General features: G+C 33.8%; 15 protein-coding genes and 1 riboswitch. Of the genes, 3 read left to right on the plus strand and 12 right to left on the minus strand.

From position 1 onward, the window contains the following. Positions 1-47: 47 nt before the first annotated feature. From BN1354_RS04350 to BN1354_RS04405, 12 genes are all read right to left on the minus strand, one after another. Positions 48-455, minus strand: coding sequence for a DUF4332 domain-containing protein (locus tag BN1354_RS04350; protein WP_053826319.1), 408 nt, complete (start codon positions 453-455; stop codon positions 48-50). A 125-nt stretch (positions 456-580) separates the two neighbouring features. After that, positions 581-1,516: a ribose-phosphate pyrophosphokinase gene (locus BN1354_RS04355; RefSeq protein ID WP_045089543.1), complete on the minus strand. Its 936-nt coding sequence runs from the start codon at positions 1,514-1,516 to the stop codon at positions 581-583. 113 nt (positions 1,517-1,629) lie between these two features. Further along, positions 1,630-3,330, minus strand: coding sequence for an alpha-amylase family protein (locus BN1354_RS04360; protein WP_074010707.1), 1,701 nt, complete (start codon positions 3,328-3,330; stop codon positions 1,630-1,632). Continuing rightward, positions 3,326-4,195 (minus strand): patatin-like phospholipase family protein, encoded by an 870-nt coding sequence (locus BN1354_RS04365; RefSeq protein ID WP_053826320.1) that lies wholly within the window; start codon positions 4,193-4,195, stop codon positions 3,326-3,328. The genes BN1354_RS04360 and BN1354_RS04365 overlap by 5 nt, the downstream gene beginning before the upstream one ends. Before the next feature lie 123 nt (positions 4,196-4,318). After that, positions 4,319-4,819, minus strand: coding sequence for a 2-amino-4-hydroxy-6-hydroxymethyldihydropteridine diphosphokinase (folK, locus tag BN1354_RS04370; protein WP_053826321.1), 501 nt, complete (start codon positions 4,817-4,819; stop codon positions 4,319-4,321). Between the two features lie 8 nt (positions 4,820-4,827). Beyond that, the gene (queA, locus tag BN1354_RS04375; RefSeq protein ID WP_045089539.1) at positions 4,828-5,880 is read right to left on the minus strand and encodes a tRNA preQ1(34) S-adenosylmethionine ribosyltransferase-isomerase QueA; all 1,053 of its coding nucleotides are present in this window, start codon (positions 5,878-5,880) and stop codon (positions 4,828-4,830) included. A gap of 24 nt (positions 5,881-5,904) precedes the next feature. After that, positions 5,905-6,597, minus strand: a complete 693-nt coding sequence (truB, locus tag BN1354_RS04380; protein ID WP_045089538.1) for a tRNA pseudouridine(55) synthase TruB — start codon at positions 6,595-6,597, stop codon at positions 5,905-5,907. A gap of 11 nt (positions 6,598-6,608) precedes the next feature. Further along, positions 6,609-7,409, minus strand: a complete 801-nt coding sequence (locus BN1354_RS04385) for an undecaprenyl-diphosphate phosphatase (RefSeq protein WP_045089537.1) — start codon at positions 7,407-7,409, stop codon at positions 6,609-6,611. Positions 7,410-7,440: 31 nt separating this feature from the next. Continuing rightward, complete coding sequence (locus BN1354_RS04390) at positions 7,441-7,698, minus strand: DUF3098 domain-containing protein (RefSeq protein WP_053826322.1); 258 nt, start codon at positions 7,696-7,698, stop codon at positions 7,441-7,443. Between the two features lie 16 nt (positions 7,699-7,714). Next, complete coding sequence (locus BN1354_RS04395) at positions 7,715-8,593, minus strand: cell division protein FtsX (protein ID WP_045089535.1); 879 nt, start codon at positions 8,591-8,593, stop codon at positions 7,715-7,717. Between the two features lie 115 nt (positions 8,594-8,708). After that, positions 8,709-9,725 carry a TerC family protein gene (locus BN1354_RS04400; RefSeq protein ID WP_045089534.1) on the minus strand — a complete coding sequence of 339 codons (1,017 nt, stop codon included), beginning with the start codon at positions 9,723-9,725 and terminating at the stop codon, positions 8,709-8,711. 61 nt (positions 9,726-9,786) lie between these two features. Further along, positions 9,787-11,214: a CCA tRNA nucleotidyltransferase gene (locus BN1354_RS04405; RefSeq protein WP_045089533.1), complete on the minus strand. Its 1,428-nt coding sequence runs from the start codon at positions 11,212-11,214 to the stop codon at positions 9,787-9,789. A 116-nt stretch (positions 11,215-11,330) separates the two neighbouring features. Here BN1354_RS04405 and BN1354_RS04410 point away from each other — a divergent pair, with 116 nt between their 5' ends. From BN1354_RS04410 to BN1354_RS04420, 3 genes are all read left to right on the plus strand, one after another. Continuing rightward, entirely contained in the window at positions 11,331-12,152 is an 822-nt protein-coding gene (locus tag BN1354_RS04410; protein ID WP_053826323.1) for an outer membrane protein assembly factor BamD, read from the plus strand. Between the two features lie 38 nt (positions 12,153-12,190). After that, positions 12,191-12,400, plus strand: a riboswitch (cobalamin riboswitch). A gap of 99 nt (positions 12,401-12,499) precedes the next feature. Beyond that, positions 12,500-14,500, plus strand: coding sequence for a TonB-dependent receptor plug domain-containing protein (locus BN1354_RS04415; RefSeq protein ID WP_053826324.1), 2,001 nt, complete (start codon positions 12,500-12,502; stop codon positions 14,498-14,500). 27 nt (positions 14,501-14,527) lie between these two features. Beyond that, positions 14,528-15,598, plus strand: a complete 1,071-nt coding sequence (locus BN1354_RS04420; RefSeq protein WP_053826325.1) for a DUF5074 domain-containing protein — start codon at positions 14,528-14,530, stop codon at positions 15,596-15,598. The last annotated feature ends 58 nt before the right edge of the window (positions 15,599-15,656 follow it).

The following is a 15,656-nucleotide window of genomic DNA, read 5'->3' on the forward strand; positions in this document are numbered from 1 at the left end:
AACGGTTGAATTAAAAAATTCAACCGTTTTTTGTTAACCTAAACTTTTTAGTAAGTTACTTTCGGATCAAGTTTACCTGCTGTGGCAATCATTTCTTCAATTTGACCTAAAGAAGGCAGACGTCCTACTAGTTTTTTTGCTTCATTCACTTCCTTAATTTTTGCATAAAGGTTCTCAGCATTACGATTACGAAGTTCTTTAATTGTATCGACACCAGCTTCTTCAAGTAATTCTGAAAATTGAGGTCCGATACCATCAATTCTGAATAAGTCAGCATGGTTTGTCCACGTTAAAATATCTTTTTCATCAATTCCGGTTTCTTTAGCCAATGCAACTCTCCCTGATTTGCTAGCGCATTTTTCTAGTAAATCATCAACCGTAATTACACCTGCTGCTCTAAGTTTAGTACTATAAACAGTCCCTATACCTTCTATTTCTTCAATCTTATAAGCCATAGTATTCTTTTTTAATTGTAAGTATTTGGTTAAGTATTTAATATATTTTCAAATATAAATAAATTACTCTATAAAAAAAATTAAATAAGAATTTATTGCTTTAGATATAGGAAAAATACATGATTTTAAACTACGTAAAGTGAACTTATTGATTCATTGTTGCATACTCTCATAATAGCATCCGCAAACATATCAGCTACTGAAAGTATTTTTACTTTTTCAGATTTCTTAGAGTATGGAATGCTATCAGTAAAAATAATTTCTGTTAATGCTGAGCTATCTACCCTTGTTGATGCCGGGTCAGACATTACAGCATGACTTGCAATTGCTCTTACAGAATTTGCTCCTTGTTCCATTATCAGGTCAGATGCTTTAGTGATTGTGCCGGCTGTATCAACAATATCATCAATCAATAGCACATCCATACCTTCTACATCACCAATAATCTGCATATCAGAAATTTCATTTGCTTTCTTACGCAGTTTGTAGCAAATCACCATTGGACATCCCAGGAATTTGGAGTAAGCACTAGCACGTTTTGTTCCTCCCACATCTGGTGTAGCGATTACCATATTGCTCAAATCCAATTGTTTAATGTGTTCTAAAAATACAGCCGAAGCATAAAGATGATCGACAGGAACATTAAAAAATCCTTGAATCTGATCAGCATGCAAGTCCATAGTAATTAATCTATTGATCCCGGCAGCAGAAAGCATATCTGCAATAAGCTTTGCCCCGATGCTTACTCTTGGCTTATCTTTTCTGTCTTGTCTAGCCCATCCAAAATAAGGAATTACTGCAACAATTGATTTTGCAGATGCTCTTTTTGCTGCATCAATCATCAGTAATAATTCCATTAGATTGTCAGAGTTAGGAAATGTAGATTGGATTAGAAACACCTGTTTTCCTCTAATGGACTCTTCATATGAAACGGCAAATTCACCATCAGCGAAATGTTCAATAATCATATTTCCTAAGGGACAATTTAAACTATTGCACACCTTTTCGGCAAAGTAACGTGATTTGTTACCCGAAAAAATTTTAAAAGGTCTATCCTGCATTCTTTGTAATTTTGTGAAAACCAACAAGTTGGGGTTTTATGTTAATATTATATCGATAAACGTGTCTAAAACATTTGCAAAAGTACAAAATATCGACTGCAATAAATAATTTTTTACATGAAAGATATCCTGTAAATCTCACCTGAGTGAGCAGCAATTTTCAGTATTGAAGATTTATCGTTTCTAAATGATATATCCTCGCTACTTTTATTTAATAAAGGGATCAATAAGCCTTCGCTTTTATTATTAAAATGCATAAATGAAAATGCATGCATTGGGATTTCAACTGTACACTTTTTTTCTGAACTATCGAAATTTGCTACTACTAAAAGAATATCTTTTTCATATCCTCTCAGAAATGCAAATAAACGAGTAGAGTCAAATTCATTATTCTCGTAATTAGCCGGCATTAAATCATAAAAAAGTCCTCCAGAGATTGCATCTTCATCATTACATAAATTAATCAAGTTCTTATAAAATGTGGCAAGATCTTTCTCTTCCTGAGTTAATAAGTTATCATTCCACAAACCGTTGTTGTTCCAGCGCCTCAAAGTGCTCAAAGACCAATAATCAAAAATGCTTGTTCTTCCATTTCTTCCACTAAACCCTTCTTCATCCATCCCCTTTTCACCTAATTCCTGACCTGCATAAACCATTACAGGGTTAGTATTTATGCATGAAGTTACAATCATAGCTGCTTTACCCTTTGTTCCATTTTTCAGAAAATAATCCGAAGCTATACGCTGCTCATCATGATTCTCCATAAAATTAAGCATATTCTTTTGAATATCACCAACATTATTTAATGTAAATGAGATATCTGACGAAGGTCTATAGCCACATGATACATCTCGAAGTACATCATATAGCCCTACTTTATCATATAAGAAATCGAAACAGTTTTTATCAATAAATACCCTGTACATCGAGGGATTATATATTTCTGCTATAAAAATTATACCTGGGTGCTTAGCTTTTATTTGGGGGATAGACCATCTCCAGAAAGCAACTGGTACCATTTCTGCCATATCACATCTGAAGCCGTCGACTCCTTTATCAGCCCAAAACATTAGTATATCTTTCATCTTATACCAGGTATCTGGAATTGGGTCAAACCACTCTTCATTATTATTTAAATAATCAACACCATAATTAAGCTTCACAGTATCATACCAGTCATTTTGTGATGGTCTGTTTGTGAAACTATCATTTCCTGTTACTTTTGCTGGAAACTCAACATATTTATTTTCTTTTATATTACCATGACGATGCACTATCTCTAAATGCTGCCCCGGAAGATAATAAAAATTGTTTTGGGGAGAGAATGCCTTAGTTACGTCATCATTTTCCCCAAAATCTGATATATTTAAAGGTTTGCTAACCGACTTATAATTTCTGGCCACATGATTAGGTACATTGTCAATTATAACCTTCAGTCCAATCTCATGTGTTCGTTTAATTAACTGTTCGAATTCAGCCATTCTTTCTTGAACATTAACAGCTAAATCAGGGTCTACATCATAATAATCGCGAATTGCGTATGGAGAACCTGCTTTCCCTTTAATAATTTCAGGAAACTCCTTTGGTATACCATATACACTGTAATCAGTTGTTGAAGCGTGTGCAAGTATCCCTATATACCATACATGAGTATATCCGTTATCTTTAATTTTCTTTAGAATGTCTATCGTAATATTATTGAATTTACCACACCCATTTTCTTCAATAGTTCCATTAAAAACATTTGCAGAAGAGCTGTTACCAAACAGTCTTGGAAGCAACTGATATATGAAGTATTTTTTTTTCACGTCAATAATGTATTTTTTTTCTGATACTATCTATTTTAGCCTGTATTTGCTTTATTCTCTCATAATGTTTGTGGCATTTTTCAACAATATCCCATGATTCCATTTCACTCATTTTAATTGCTGCATGATGAAAGCCAATCTTAGAGATAGTATCCGTGTTATTTAAGTCGAACATGTGATACTTTTCAATACCTTTGACTTCAATCAATATATCACAATATGTTTTATCAAAGATAGTGTTAGAGTTTGCCATCAGGTTGAATGTTCTTTCCATTACAGTTCTTATATTATTTTTTTCAGGAGGAGGTATCATCAGTGATACATTCAAACCTATTACATATTTACACTTTTTCCTGATAACAGATACTGGAAAGTTTTTTAACAAACCACCGTCTACATATGGTTTCCCATGAATGTACTGTGGATTAAAAATTACTGGTACTGAGCATGATGCAACTACTGCATCAACCAAGTCATCACCATTTGAGAATGCTACAGTACATGCTCTGTTCCAATCTGTTGCTATAGCGTAGAATGGAATTTTCAGCTCCTCAAAACTCTTTGCTCTAAGATTCTTTTTTAGAAAACTATGCAACCCTGTACTTTTAAGTAGTCCTGCTTTTGGTATTGATAGCTCAATAAACTCCTTAAATTCTCTCTTCCTAAATAGCTCCTCAATTTCTTCAGGGTGATAACCGTCAGCGTAAAATACACCAGCAAGAGAGCCGGCACTTGTACCTGCTATTACATCAGGTTTAAGACCACACTTATCCAATACTTTAAGTGCTCCTAAATGTGCAAAACCTTTAGCACCACCTCCGCTTAGTGCATAGCCCAGATAATGGTCATAACTTTTTCCGAAGAGTGCCATATCAATTTTTTTTATTTATCCGATTCAATAATACAAATATGACATTTTTTTTATATATATCTCATTTATTACTTCTTGAATCTATATTCTTTTTAATTGCTTTGATTAATGTCTTTTAAAGTTTTATATTTGAAACTTTCTATAAAACTCCTCTTTTAGCTCTCTGATTGTTTTTTTAAGAACCGGATGTAAAACATCACCTGCAATTTCACTTAAGGGAATTATGACAAAGCTACGCTCATGAAGTCTTGGATGAGGAATAATAAGATCTGGTCTATTTATAATCAAATCATTGATCAGCAATATATCAATATCGATGATTCTGTCAGAGTGAATACCATTAAGACTCTTGCCCACTCTACCCATCTCTTTCTCAATCCTTTGAGAAGTTGCGAATATAGAATCAACATCTAAATATGATGTCACTTCGCAGACAGAATTTACAAAATTATTCTCCGAAATAAAACCAACAGGTGAAGAATAAAAAAAAGCAGAAGAAGATTTTATATCTCCTATCTGCTCTTCTATTTTTTTGTATGCAAATTCAATGTTTCTTTCTTTGTTACCCAGATTTGATCCAAGAGAAAGAAAAACAGAGAAAATCCTATTTTCTTTATCCTCCATGTAAAGAGTTAGTCAATTATAAGCATTGCATCACCATATGCTCCAAAGCGATATTTTTCTTTTACAGCAATATCGTATACTTCCATTATCTTTTCATATCCACCGAATGCGCATGTCATCATCAATAATGTAGAATATGGCAAATGAAAATTAGTTATAAGACTCTTAGTAAGAGTAAAATCATATGGGGGGAAAATAAACTTATTAGTCCATCCCTCTCTTGGCTTCAGATGACCATCAGTACTAACGGTAGTTTCAATAGTTCGTAATACTGAAGTCCCAACAGCACAAATATTATGCCCTTCATCATAAGCTTTATTTACTCTTTCACACAGTTCTTCAGTAATTATGATCTGCTCCGACTCCATCTTATGTTTAGACAAGTCTTCTACATCAATCATACGGTAAGCGCCTAAGCCATTGTGAAGAGTAAGGAAACCATACTCTATATCTTTCAGCTGCATCCTTTTCATTAATTCACGACTAAAATGCAACCCGGCTGCCGGAGCAACAACTGCTCCTTCTTTTTCTGCGAATATATTCTGATATCTTTCAAAATCTTCAGGCTCAGCTCCACGTTCCATATATTCCGGTATTGGAGTCTCACCTATCTGAAACAACTGTTTCTTAAACTCATCATATGGTCCGTCATACAGAAAGCGTAATGTACGTCCCCTGGATGTTGTATTGTCAATAACTTCAGCAACTAACTCCTCATTATCACCAAAGTAAAGCTTATTCCCTATTCTTATTTTTCTGGCTGGATTAACAAGAACATCCCAAAGATGCTGTTCCGGGTTTAGCTCTCTCAGCAGGAAAACTTCAATCTTTGCACCGGTTTTCTCTTTATTACCAAATAGTTTAGCCGGAAATACTTTAGTGTTATTAAAAATGAAAAAATCTTTTGGATTGAAATAATCCAAAACATCTTTAAACACCTTATGTTCCAGTTCATTTGATTTTTTGTGAACAACAAGTAGCCGTGACTCATCGCGATGATGTGAAGGGTATTTCGCGATAAGTTCTTCCGGCAAATTAAATTTAAATTGCGAAAGTTTCATACGTTAAAAAAATTCCTGTATCAATTATATTATTATGTGATCTTCTATAAACCGATCAATCTCATCCATTTTCAAGCAATCAGCAAGAGTAATATCCCCTACTCTTGTACGAACCAAACCTGTTAAGTGTGCACCCGAACCCAAAGCTTCACCAATATCTCTGGCAAGCGCTCTGATATATGTACCTTTGCTACATACCACTCTAATTGTTATGTTCGGGATATTGCAAGAAATCAATTCAATACTATCTATAACCAATTTTTTTGGTTTTAGTTCAATATTTTCATTTTTTCGCGCATATTCATAAGCTCTTTTTCCATCTACCATTACAGCAGAATAAACAGGTGGCACCTGATCAATTTCTCCCACAAAAAGCTTTAATTTGTCCTCTATCAACTCTCTGGTTATGTGCTCTGTGGGGAATACCTCATTAATTTCTGTTTCTTTGTCAAATGATGGAGTTGTAGCACCCAGCATTATATCTGCAACATATTCTTTAGTCTGCAATTGAAGCTCTTCAATAGATTTTGTTTTTTTACCAGTACAAATTGTCATTACTCCAGTTGCCAAAGGATCTAAGGTACCCGCATGGCCCACTTTAAGCTTCTTGATTTTCAATCTTCGACAAAGTTTTGCTCTAACAACACTCACTACACGGAACGATGTCCAATGTAATGGTTTATCGATATGCAATATCTCTCCTTCGATAAAATCCATTTAAATTATATTTAAGCTAATAAAGTGAATAGTATTGTTGCTAAACCAACTATTGAACAATATATTGCAAAATAAATTAATTTACCTCTTCTAACAATGTTTATCATCCACTTACAGGCAATACATCCAGAAACAAAAGCGGCGATAAATCCTGAAATTAAAGCAACATTAGAGATAGTACCAGTGACATCAACTCCCTGACTAAACTTTAATATATCAAGCATAGCCTCTCCTAATATAGGTGGAATAACCATTAAAAAAGAGAACTGTGCTAAATTGGCTTTTTTATTTCCCAATAATAGTCCTGTTGCTATAGTAGTGCCTGAACGAGATAAGCCCGGTATTACAGCTACTGCTTGAGACAAACCAATAATGAAAGCATCCTTATGATTTATATTTTCTTTCTGTCTTGGTTTATAGTAATGAGTCATTGTAAGTAATGCTGCAGTTATAAGTAACATAATACCTACAATCAGAACGCCTGAACTGAAGATTGACTCTACACTATCCTTGAAAAAGAACCCAATAATAGCTATTGGAATCATAGAAATTAGGATATTGATTGAGTACTTTGTTTCGGCATTCATTTCAAATTTAAACAAACCCTTAACAATCCATGCAATCTCTTTCCATAAGATAACTAAAGTACTCAGCACAGTTGCAACATGCACCATCACTGTAAACACTAAATTATCTTCTGGGTGAATCCCAAAAAGCGCTGATCCAATAGTAAGATGTCCACTACTGCTAACAGGAAGATATTCTGTCAGTCCTTGTAATATACCAAGTATAATAGCCTCAGGAACACTCATATTATATTTTTATTAAAAGTATTCCTTTTCACTATTTTTCTACTTTTACTTCTTTTATCTCTTTCTCTTTAGATGGGTATAATATACCAAAAACCATTAAAACAAACCCGATTAAACAAACTATAGGTGCAAGTTTTATACGTCTGGCACTGAATATATCCTGTTCAAATCCACTTTCAAATGTAGTTGAAGGTCCTGTCATTAATAAAAACCCCAAGATGATAATAATAACTGCAATACTACAAATTATCAAGTTTGTTTTGCTTAAAGCGATGTTTTTTTGAGACATATCTTAATATTAATTTTTATACATAGTAAAGTTGATCCGATTTCATTTTAACATACCTGTTAACTGCAAATGCTGTAGCAGCTGTTGAAATTGCTACCCCCAGTAAGATCACAATTGCAAAAATCATAATCATGTCTGTAGTAGAAATCAGCGGCTTAATTTCAACATATTCTCTGCTGAAATAAGTAAGCATCAGAAATATTATCCCATTTGCCAATATACCTGAAATCACACCAGTAAAAATATTGTTTCTAATAAAAGGTCTTCTTATAAAACCACCAGTAGCACCAACGAGCTTCATTGTGTTAATTATAAACCTTTTAGAATATATACTTAGTCTTATTGTATTTCTTATAAGAGTGAATGATATAAACATCAACACCACAGCAAGTATAAGCAAAACAGTCATTACCTTCGAAAGGTTATTATTTATCAGATCAATTGCTTCCTGCTGATATAGTAAATCTGTTACATTATTATCACTCCTGATTAGTTTACTTATTACCGCAATACTATCATTATTAGCATAATCGGAGTTTAAAAAAATCTCGATACAATCTTGAGCCGGATTAAAACCTAAAAGCTCTTCAGGATCTTCTCCCAAGTCTTTAATAAGCTGCTCCTTGGCTTCTATTTTGCTGATAAACCTTGACGATTTCACAAATGGTCTGGAATCCAAATCCTTTCTGATATTTGCAATTTCAGTGTCAGATATATCGGGAGAAAGCATAACACTAAAACTCATATTCTCCTTGATATACTTCGACATACCGTTACCCATGAAGAGTATCAAAATTGTTAATCCTAACAACACCAAAACCAATGAGATGCTGATAGTAGATGTAATCTTTGCATTTAAAAACCTGGCGGTGGATACTTTTTTCTTTACGGACATACAGTTGAAGTGAACTAAGCCTATTTCCAAACAATCTGCAAAGTAATAAAATTTATTGCATAAAAACAGGCTAAATGTGAATAATTATAGGAAAAAAACTTAAATTCCCTCTTTCCTAAATCTCTTTTCTCTCTGATGTATTTATTATAGGCTCTGCAATCACCTTTTTCTCCATCTTTTTACTTCTTATTACAGATGCTATTATAGAAACAGTTATCAAAGCAATTATGATAAATAAAGAAGTTAAGGTTGGAATATAAAATTCACTGTTTTGCGTATGTGCAAAATGGTTAATCATCATTTTACTTCCAATAAAAACCAAGATTATGCTAAGTGCATATTTCAAATAATGGAAATAGTCCATTACTCCCCTGAGAGCAAAGTAAAGAGATCTTAGTCCCAGTATAGCAAATATATTAGATGTATACACTATAAACATATTAGTAGAAATGGCCAGCACTGCAGGAATTGAATCTACAGCAAAAACCAGGTCAGTAAGTTCAATTACTATTAATGACATAAAAAGAGGAGTTGCAAAGTGTCTGCCATTTATTTTTTTGAAAAACTTTCCATCCGACATATCATCTGTAGTTGGAAAATATTTTCTAATTAATCTGACAAAGAAATTCTGATTTAAATCTTTTGCTGATTCATTCTCCTCCTGTTTATTTTCCTTAAAATTATCGAGTACCATCTTAATCCCCGTAATTACAAGAAAACCTCCAAAAACATACATTATCCATGCAAATCTCTCAATCAGGGCAATACCAGCAAAAATAAAAATAGCTCTGAACACAAGAGCTCCAAGTATACCCCAGAAAAGAACATCATGTTGATACTTTGGATCTATTTTAAATGATGAGAATATAAGGATAAACACAAAAAGATTATCTACACTCAATGATTTCTCAATCACATATGCAGTCAGAAATTCAAAAGCGAGCTCTTTTCCCATTATAAAATAGACTATCACATTGAATATCAATGCTAAAGAAATCCAGAAAAGACTAAGCCAAAGAGCTTTTTTAACACTTACTATTTCTCCTTTCTTATGAAAAACAAACATATCAAGAATTAATAGTACTACAATTAGGATTAAGAATCCTATCCAAAAAACGGAACTAGTTTCCATTATAAAATATTAAGTTATTGAAATTAAAAACAGAAATCTAACACAGCCCAGAACGAAAAGTTCATCTTGTCTTTAGATTCATTTCCTTAGCTTTCTCAAGCATAAATTTATATGCGGCATCATGTTCGTTAGGAATAATACCATCAAGTATGGCCTCTTTAATAGCTGCTTTAAGTATTCCCACCTCTCTTCCCTGGGGAAGATCGAATATTTCCATAATTTCATTTCCATCAATCGGTGGTTGAAAATTCCGAACACGATCTTTCTCTTCTATTTCCTTAAGTTTTCTTCTTACAATAGCGAAGTTATTAATGAAACGTCTTACTTTTACAGGATTCTTAGAAGTTATATCTGCTTCACAGAGAGTCATCAGATCTTCAATATCATCACCTGCATCAAAAAGAAGCCTGCGAACTGCAGAATCGGTAACCTCCTCTTCCACCAGCTGCATTGGTCGCATATGTAGTGATACCATTTTTTGCACATACTTCATTTTTTCATTCTGAGGAAGTTTCATCCTTCGGAATATTTTAGGTATCATTTTCTCACCAATGTAGTTGTGATTATAGAATGTCCATCCCAATTTTGGGTCCCATCTTTTAGTAACAGGTTTTGCTATATCATGAAGAAGAGCTGACCATCTCAACCAGATATTATCAGTTTCTTTGGAGATATTATCCAATACAATAAGAGTATGATAAAAATTATCTTTATGCCCTACTCCATCTTTTGTTTCAGCCCCTTTCAAAGCAGTTAACTCAGGAAAGATTATTTCAAGAAGTCCAGTAATTTCCAACAATTTAAACCCTATGGATGGCTTAGGAGACATAATTATTTTGTTAAGCTCATCAGCTACACGCTCCCTCGAAACTATCTTAATTCGCTCCTTATTGCGTGCCAGAGCATCAAAAGTATCGGGATACAAGTCAAATCCAAGTTGAGAAGCAAAGCGTATCGCTCTCATCATTCTCAAAGGATCATCACTGAAAGTTATATCCGGATCCAGTGGAGTTCTAATAATTAAATCTTTAAGATCCTGCATCCCATTGAATGGATCAATCAGTTCACCATATCTCTCTTTATTGAGGCAAAATGCCATTGCATTAATGGTGAAATCTCTTCTTTTCTGATCATCTTCTAATGTACCATCCTCCACAACAGGTTTGCGAGAATCAAATCTATAAGATTCTTTTCTTGCACCTACAAACTCTATATCGTAATTTTTATATTTAATCTGTGCGGTACCAAAAGTTTTAAAAACATTGATTCGTGTGTTTCTACCCAATCTTTTTGCAACAGCTTCAGCAAGCTCTATACCCTTACCTACAGTCACAACATCTATATCATTTGAACGGCGGTAAAGAAAAAAGTCTCTAACATATCCTCCAATGAGATAACACTCTAAGTTCATTTCATCAGCGGTCTGTGATATTAACCTAAAAATATCTTTATTTAAATTCGATCGTATCTCTTCTTGAGATATATCCATAATTCACAAATTATTTTACTGTTACGAATTGCAAAATTACAATAATTGAGCCTTAAAACAGCTTTTTATGATAAATAAATTTCGTAAGTTTGTGTAATTGTATAATGTTATAAATAATGCGATACTCTGTTCAGACCATAATTTTAATGCTATTAGCCGTTATGTTACCTTCATGTTTTGGAAGTAACAGAAGTGCTAAAGATTATCTTTCAGAAGCTGAGACAGCATATAAAGAGGGTAATTATCAATTGGCTAAGTTGAAGATAGACAGCATAAAAATCCTATTTCCTAAATCTTTTGATGAGATAAATTCAGGGTTTTCTTTAATGCAGGAAGTACGTATGGCCGAGAATAAAAGGAATATTCAGTTTTGCGATTCTATGCTAAGCGAAAACTATAAGCAGTTAAACGAAATGCTGACCATGTTCGATTTTATACGTGACGATCGCTACCAGGAATTTGGAGAATATTATCCAAAGATTTATCCTCATAATGCTTCATTAAACCGAAATGGCCTTCGATCTGGTGTAAGTGAAAAGGGATTATTATTTATCGAAAGCATTCTTTCCGGAACTACTATAAAACATAATCAAATAAGAGCAATATCTATCGATAACACCTTTGCAGAAACAGGAGTTGTAACTTCCGATGGACTTAACTACCGTTTTAACACATTAGATAAATCATACGAAATAGTTAGATACAGTGGAAACGACGAGAATGGCCTGGCACAGTTTATATATACAAATCGGGATAAACCAATTACCGTTAACTTCATCGGAAATAGAACCATAACAACTACATTACCAAATGATGCCAAGCAAGGAATTTCACAATCTTTTGAATTATCAAATCTACTGTTAAGCATCGAGCAACTAAAACTTGAAAAAGAAAAAAGTGAGGTATTAATACGTTACCTGGAAAGCAAAAAAAATTAAAAATCGGCTTTTCTTGTAAACTGTCATAAAATTACTAACTTTGCCTCCGAATTATTGGTGTTACCTGTTTCAAAATGGCTTCGAAACCGGTAATGAAAAGGGAATCAGGTGTAAATCCTGAACAGACCCGCTGCTGTAAGCTCCGCTTGCGTGCTGAACATATCACCTTTTGCCACTGAACATACTGTTCGGGAAGGCGTTCAGACACCGGAGTAAGTCAGAAGACCTGCCCATAATTTAAAAATAGTTACATGGCTTTCGGGGAATAAAGCATGAAAACGACACGAAAACTCTATTTATTACGTGATTCATTTTCATTATGCTTTACCGAAATTAATTCGGTATAGATGAAATTATTAAAACTTACATTTCAATTTGTATTTACAGCAATTGTGTCAATCAACAATTTATTTGCACAGAATATTGCTGACTCACTCTATCTGCCTGAAATAGTAATTACAGAGAAAACTGCAGACAGAGAAATACGCTCAACTACTCCATTTCAGATACTATCCAATGATAGAATACAAGCTCTGAATGCTTTACAGCTTTCCGATGCAGTAAAGCATTTTTCAGGTGTAACTGTGAAAGATTATGGTGGAATAGGAGGATTGAAGACTATCTCTGTCCGTGGACTCGGAGCAAGTCATACTGGTATAAGCTACAATGGATTGGAAGTAACAGATTTACAGTCAGGGCAAATAGATATTGGTCGTTTTTCACTAGATAATATAGAAAGTGTAACACTTAATAACGGTCAAAACGACAATATCTTCCTACCAGCTAAAGCTTTTGCATCAGCCTCAGGAATAAATATAAATAGTAAAACGCCGGAATTCAAAAACAAAGAAAAATTAAATGGTAGTCTTTCTGTAAAAGGTGGCTCCTTCGGTCTATTTAACCCGGCAATGAATAGCAGCATTAAATTTTCAGATAAAATTGCAGCTACCTTCAGCAGTGAATTAACATTGGCAAAAGGTAAATACCCTTATACTTTATATTATGGAGATGCAGGTAATGATAGTTCATCTGTAGAGCATCGTGAAAACAGTGATGTAAAGAACTTCCGACTTGAAACAGGTCTGTTTGCAGATTTCTCTCCCAGATCAAAGGCCAATATAAATATATATTATTATCAGTCAGAACGAGGACTGCCGGGAGCAACTATTTTCTATAATACAGATAGTTTTTCAAAACAGCGTTTATGGGATAACACTTTCTTCACACAAGGTCATTTCGAGCACTCACATTCAAATAAACTCCTGTTTCAGATTAATGCTAAATATAACAATGGATATTTAAAATATCTCGACCCCACTTTCCTGGGTGGTGATGGTAAGATAGAAGATATCTTCACTCAAAATGAAGTATATGGATCAGCTTCGGCACTATACAGAGCATTCGAGAATATCTCCTTCTCTTTATCGAGTGATATCACCCATGCTAATATGTTTTCCAACCGGAAATCATTTGCTGCTCCATCACGCTTAACATCACATTCGGTTATTGCAGCTAAATGGGTTGGTGAACAAATTATGGCAACATCAAGCCTGCTATACACACAAACATTTGAGTCAGTAAATATCGGAGATCCAGCCAGCAACAGGAGAAAACTCACTACTCACTTAAGTGTATCTGCTAAACCCTTCATCGATAATAATTTTAGAGTAAGAGCTTTTTATAAGGAGAGTTTCAGACTGCCAACCTTCAACGACCTCTATTATCCATTAGTAGGTTTTAGAGATCTTCAGCCTGAGAGTGCACATCAGTTCAATTTAGGAGTAACATATGGTAAATCAAATGGTTCTATTACCTTGGATGCATATCATAACCGAGTAAACAATAAAATAATAGCATATCCCAGTGGTAATCTACATCAATGGACAATGTTAAATATGGGAAAAGTACATATAAATGGAATTGATTTTTCAGCTGAAAGCAATATAAATATTACAAATATCGCTGATCTATTGTTGGGGTTATCATATTCATACCAAGATGCAATAGATAAAACTGACCGTAATAAGATCACCTGGAATCATCAGATTCCTTATACACCAAAACATTCAGGATCATCCAGGGCATTGATAAACCTCCCATGGCTTGATATTTCATATACACTTATCTGGTCCGGACAAAGATATTCAAACGCATATAACAGTAAAGAATTCCGAGTTAATGGATACACTGATCACTCTATTTCTTTATCTAAAATTATAAAAGCAGGAAAAGATAGTATCAACCTAAGTTTTGAGATACTAAACCTTGCTAACAATAACTATGAGATAATACTAAATTACCCAATGCCGGGACGATCATATAGATGGAATATCTCATATAATTTTTAAACATACTTACAATAAAAATATACAATTATGAAAAGAAAAAACTTACTCCTTACACTCACGCTAACAGGATTAATCATTCTTGTTTCTTGTTCTGACAACAATAATCCAATTGAACAGAAACCAATTAATAATAACACTATTCTTATACTTAATGAGGGAAATTTTAATCAAAACAACAGCACTTTAGCTAAGTATGATATAGAAACCGGTTCGATCATAAAAGATTTCTTTCGTGAAGTAAATATGCGTGGTTTGGGTGATGTAGGAAATGATATGATAAAATATGGTTCAAAGCTATACATCGTTATGAATGTGTCGGGAACCATTGAGATTGCAGATGCTTCAACCGGTAAATCAATTCGTCAGATTTCAATGAAGATGGAAGATGGGAGCAGCAAACAGCCTCGTCAGCTAATAGCACACGAAGGAAAAGTATATGTAACCTCATTCGATGATACTGTTACTCGAATTGATACAGTTTCCCTGGATATAGATGCTACAGTTAAAGTAGGTCTCGATCCAGATGGTATTGAAATAATCAACAACAAAATATATGTTGCAAATTCAGGAGGACTAAACTTTTTAGATGGATATAATAACACACTCTCAATTATAGATATTTCCAGCTTTACAGTAGAAAAAGAGATTGAAGTCGCAGTAAACCCAACAAATATTGGTAAAGACAACAGAGGTAACATATATATATCAGCACTTGGTAACTACACAGATATAGATGCTTCATTTCAGAAAATTACTACAGATGGAAGAGTTACAACAATTGAAGAGATCACATCACCCGGAAAATTCGTAATCTTTGAAAATAAAGCATACATCATTCAGGGTAGTTACGGCAATCCTTACAGTGTATTAGTATATGACTGTCTCACTGAACAAGTAATATCAGATAATTTCATAACAGACGGAACGGAAGTTGGCATAATTCATGGGATTGATGTGAACAAAGAGACCGGAGATGTTATCATCATGGAAACCGATTACCAGACACCGGGCACAGTTTACTGTTTCACAAAAGAAGGTAAATTAAAAAATAAAATAGCTGCAATAGGATTAATTCCAACTGCTGTAGCTTTTAACTAATAAAAAAAGCTGTACACTCGCGTGTGTACAGCCTATTTACTTTATTTATTATTTTGAA

The organism is Lascolabacillus massiliensis, assembly GCF_001282625.1.
Classification (GTDB): domain Bacteria; phylum Bacteroidota; class Bacteroidia; order Bacteroidales; family Dysgonomonadaceae; genus Proteiniphilum; species Proteiniphilum massiliensis.

What these genes read in the sequence shown, in the direction of transcription:
- BN1354_RS04405 (WP_045089533.1), bottom strand. Translation starts at nt 11,214, where the DNA reads ATGGATATATCTCAAGAAGAGATACGATCGAATTTAAATAAAGATATT.
- queA (WP_045089539.1), bottom strand. Translation starts at nt 5,880, where the DNA reads ATGAAACTTTCGCAATTTAAATTTAATTTGCCGGAAGAACTTATCGCG.
- BN1354_RS04415 (WP_053826324.1), top strand. Translation starts at nt 12,500, where the DNA reads ATGAAATTATTAAAACTTACATTTCAATTTGTATTTACAGCAATTGTG.
- BN1354_RS04355 (WP_045089543.1), bottom strand. Translation starts at nt 1,516, where the DNA reads ATGCAGGATAGACCTTTTAAAATTTTTTCGGGTAACAAATCACGTTAC.
- BN1354_RS04385 (WP_045089537.1), bottom strand. Translation starts at nt 7,409, where the DNA reads ATGAGTGTTCCTGAGGCTATTATACTTGGTATATTACAAGGACTGACA.
- BN1354_RS04390 (WP_053826322.1), bottom strand. Translation starts at nt 7,698, where the DNA reads ATGTCTCAAAAAAACATCGCTTTAAGCAAAACAAACTTGATAATTTGT.
- folK (WP_053826321.1), bottom strand. Translation starts at nt 4,819, where the DNA reads ATGGAGGATAAAGAAAATAGGATTTTCTCTGTTTTTCTTTCTCTTGGA.
- BN1354_RS04395 (WP_045089535.1), bottom strand. Translation starts at nt 8,593, where the DNA reads ATGTCCGTAAAGAAAAAAGTATCCACCGCCAGGTTTTTAAATGCAAAG.
- BN1354_RS04365 (WP_053826320.1), bottom strand. Translation starts at nt 4,195, where the DNA reads ATGGCACTCTTCGGAAAAAGTTATGACCATTATCTGGGCTATGCACTA.
- BN1354_RS04420 (WP_053826325.1), top strand. Translation starts at nt 14,528, where the DNA reads ATGAAAAGAAAAAACTTACTCCTTACACTCACGCTAACAGGATTAATC.
- truB (WP_045089538.1), bottom strand. Translation starts at nt 6,597, where the DNA reads ATGGATTTTATCGAAGGAGAGATATTGCATATCGATAAACCATTACAT.
- BN1354_RS04410 (WP_053826323.1), top strand. Translation starts at nt 11,331, where the DNA reads ATGCGATACTCTGTTCAGACCATAATTTTAATGCTATTAGCCGTTATG.
- BN1354_RS04400 (WP_045089534.1), bottom strand. Translation starts at nt 9,725, where the DNA reads ATGGAAACTAGTTCCGTTTTTTGGATAGGATTCTTAATCCTAATTGTA.
- BN1354_RS04350 (WP_053826319.1), bottom strand. Translation starts at nt 455, where the DNA reads ATGGCTTATAAGATTGAAGAAATAGAAGGTATAGGGACTGTTTATAGT.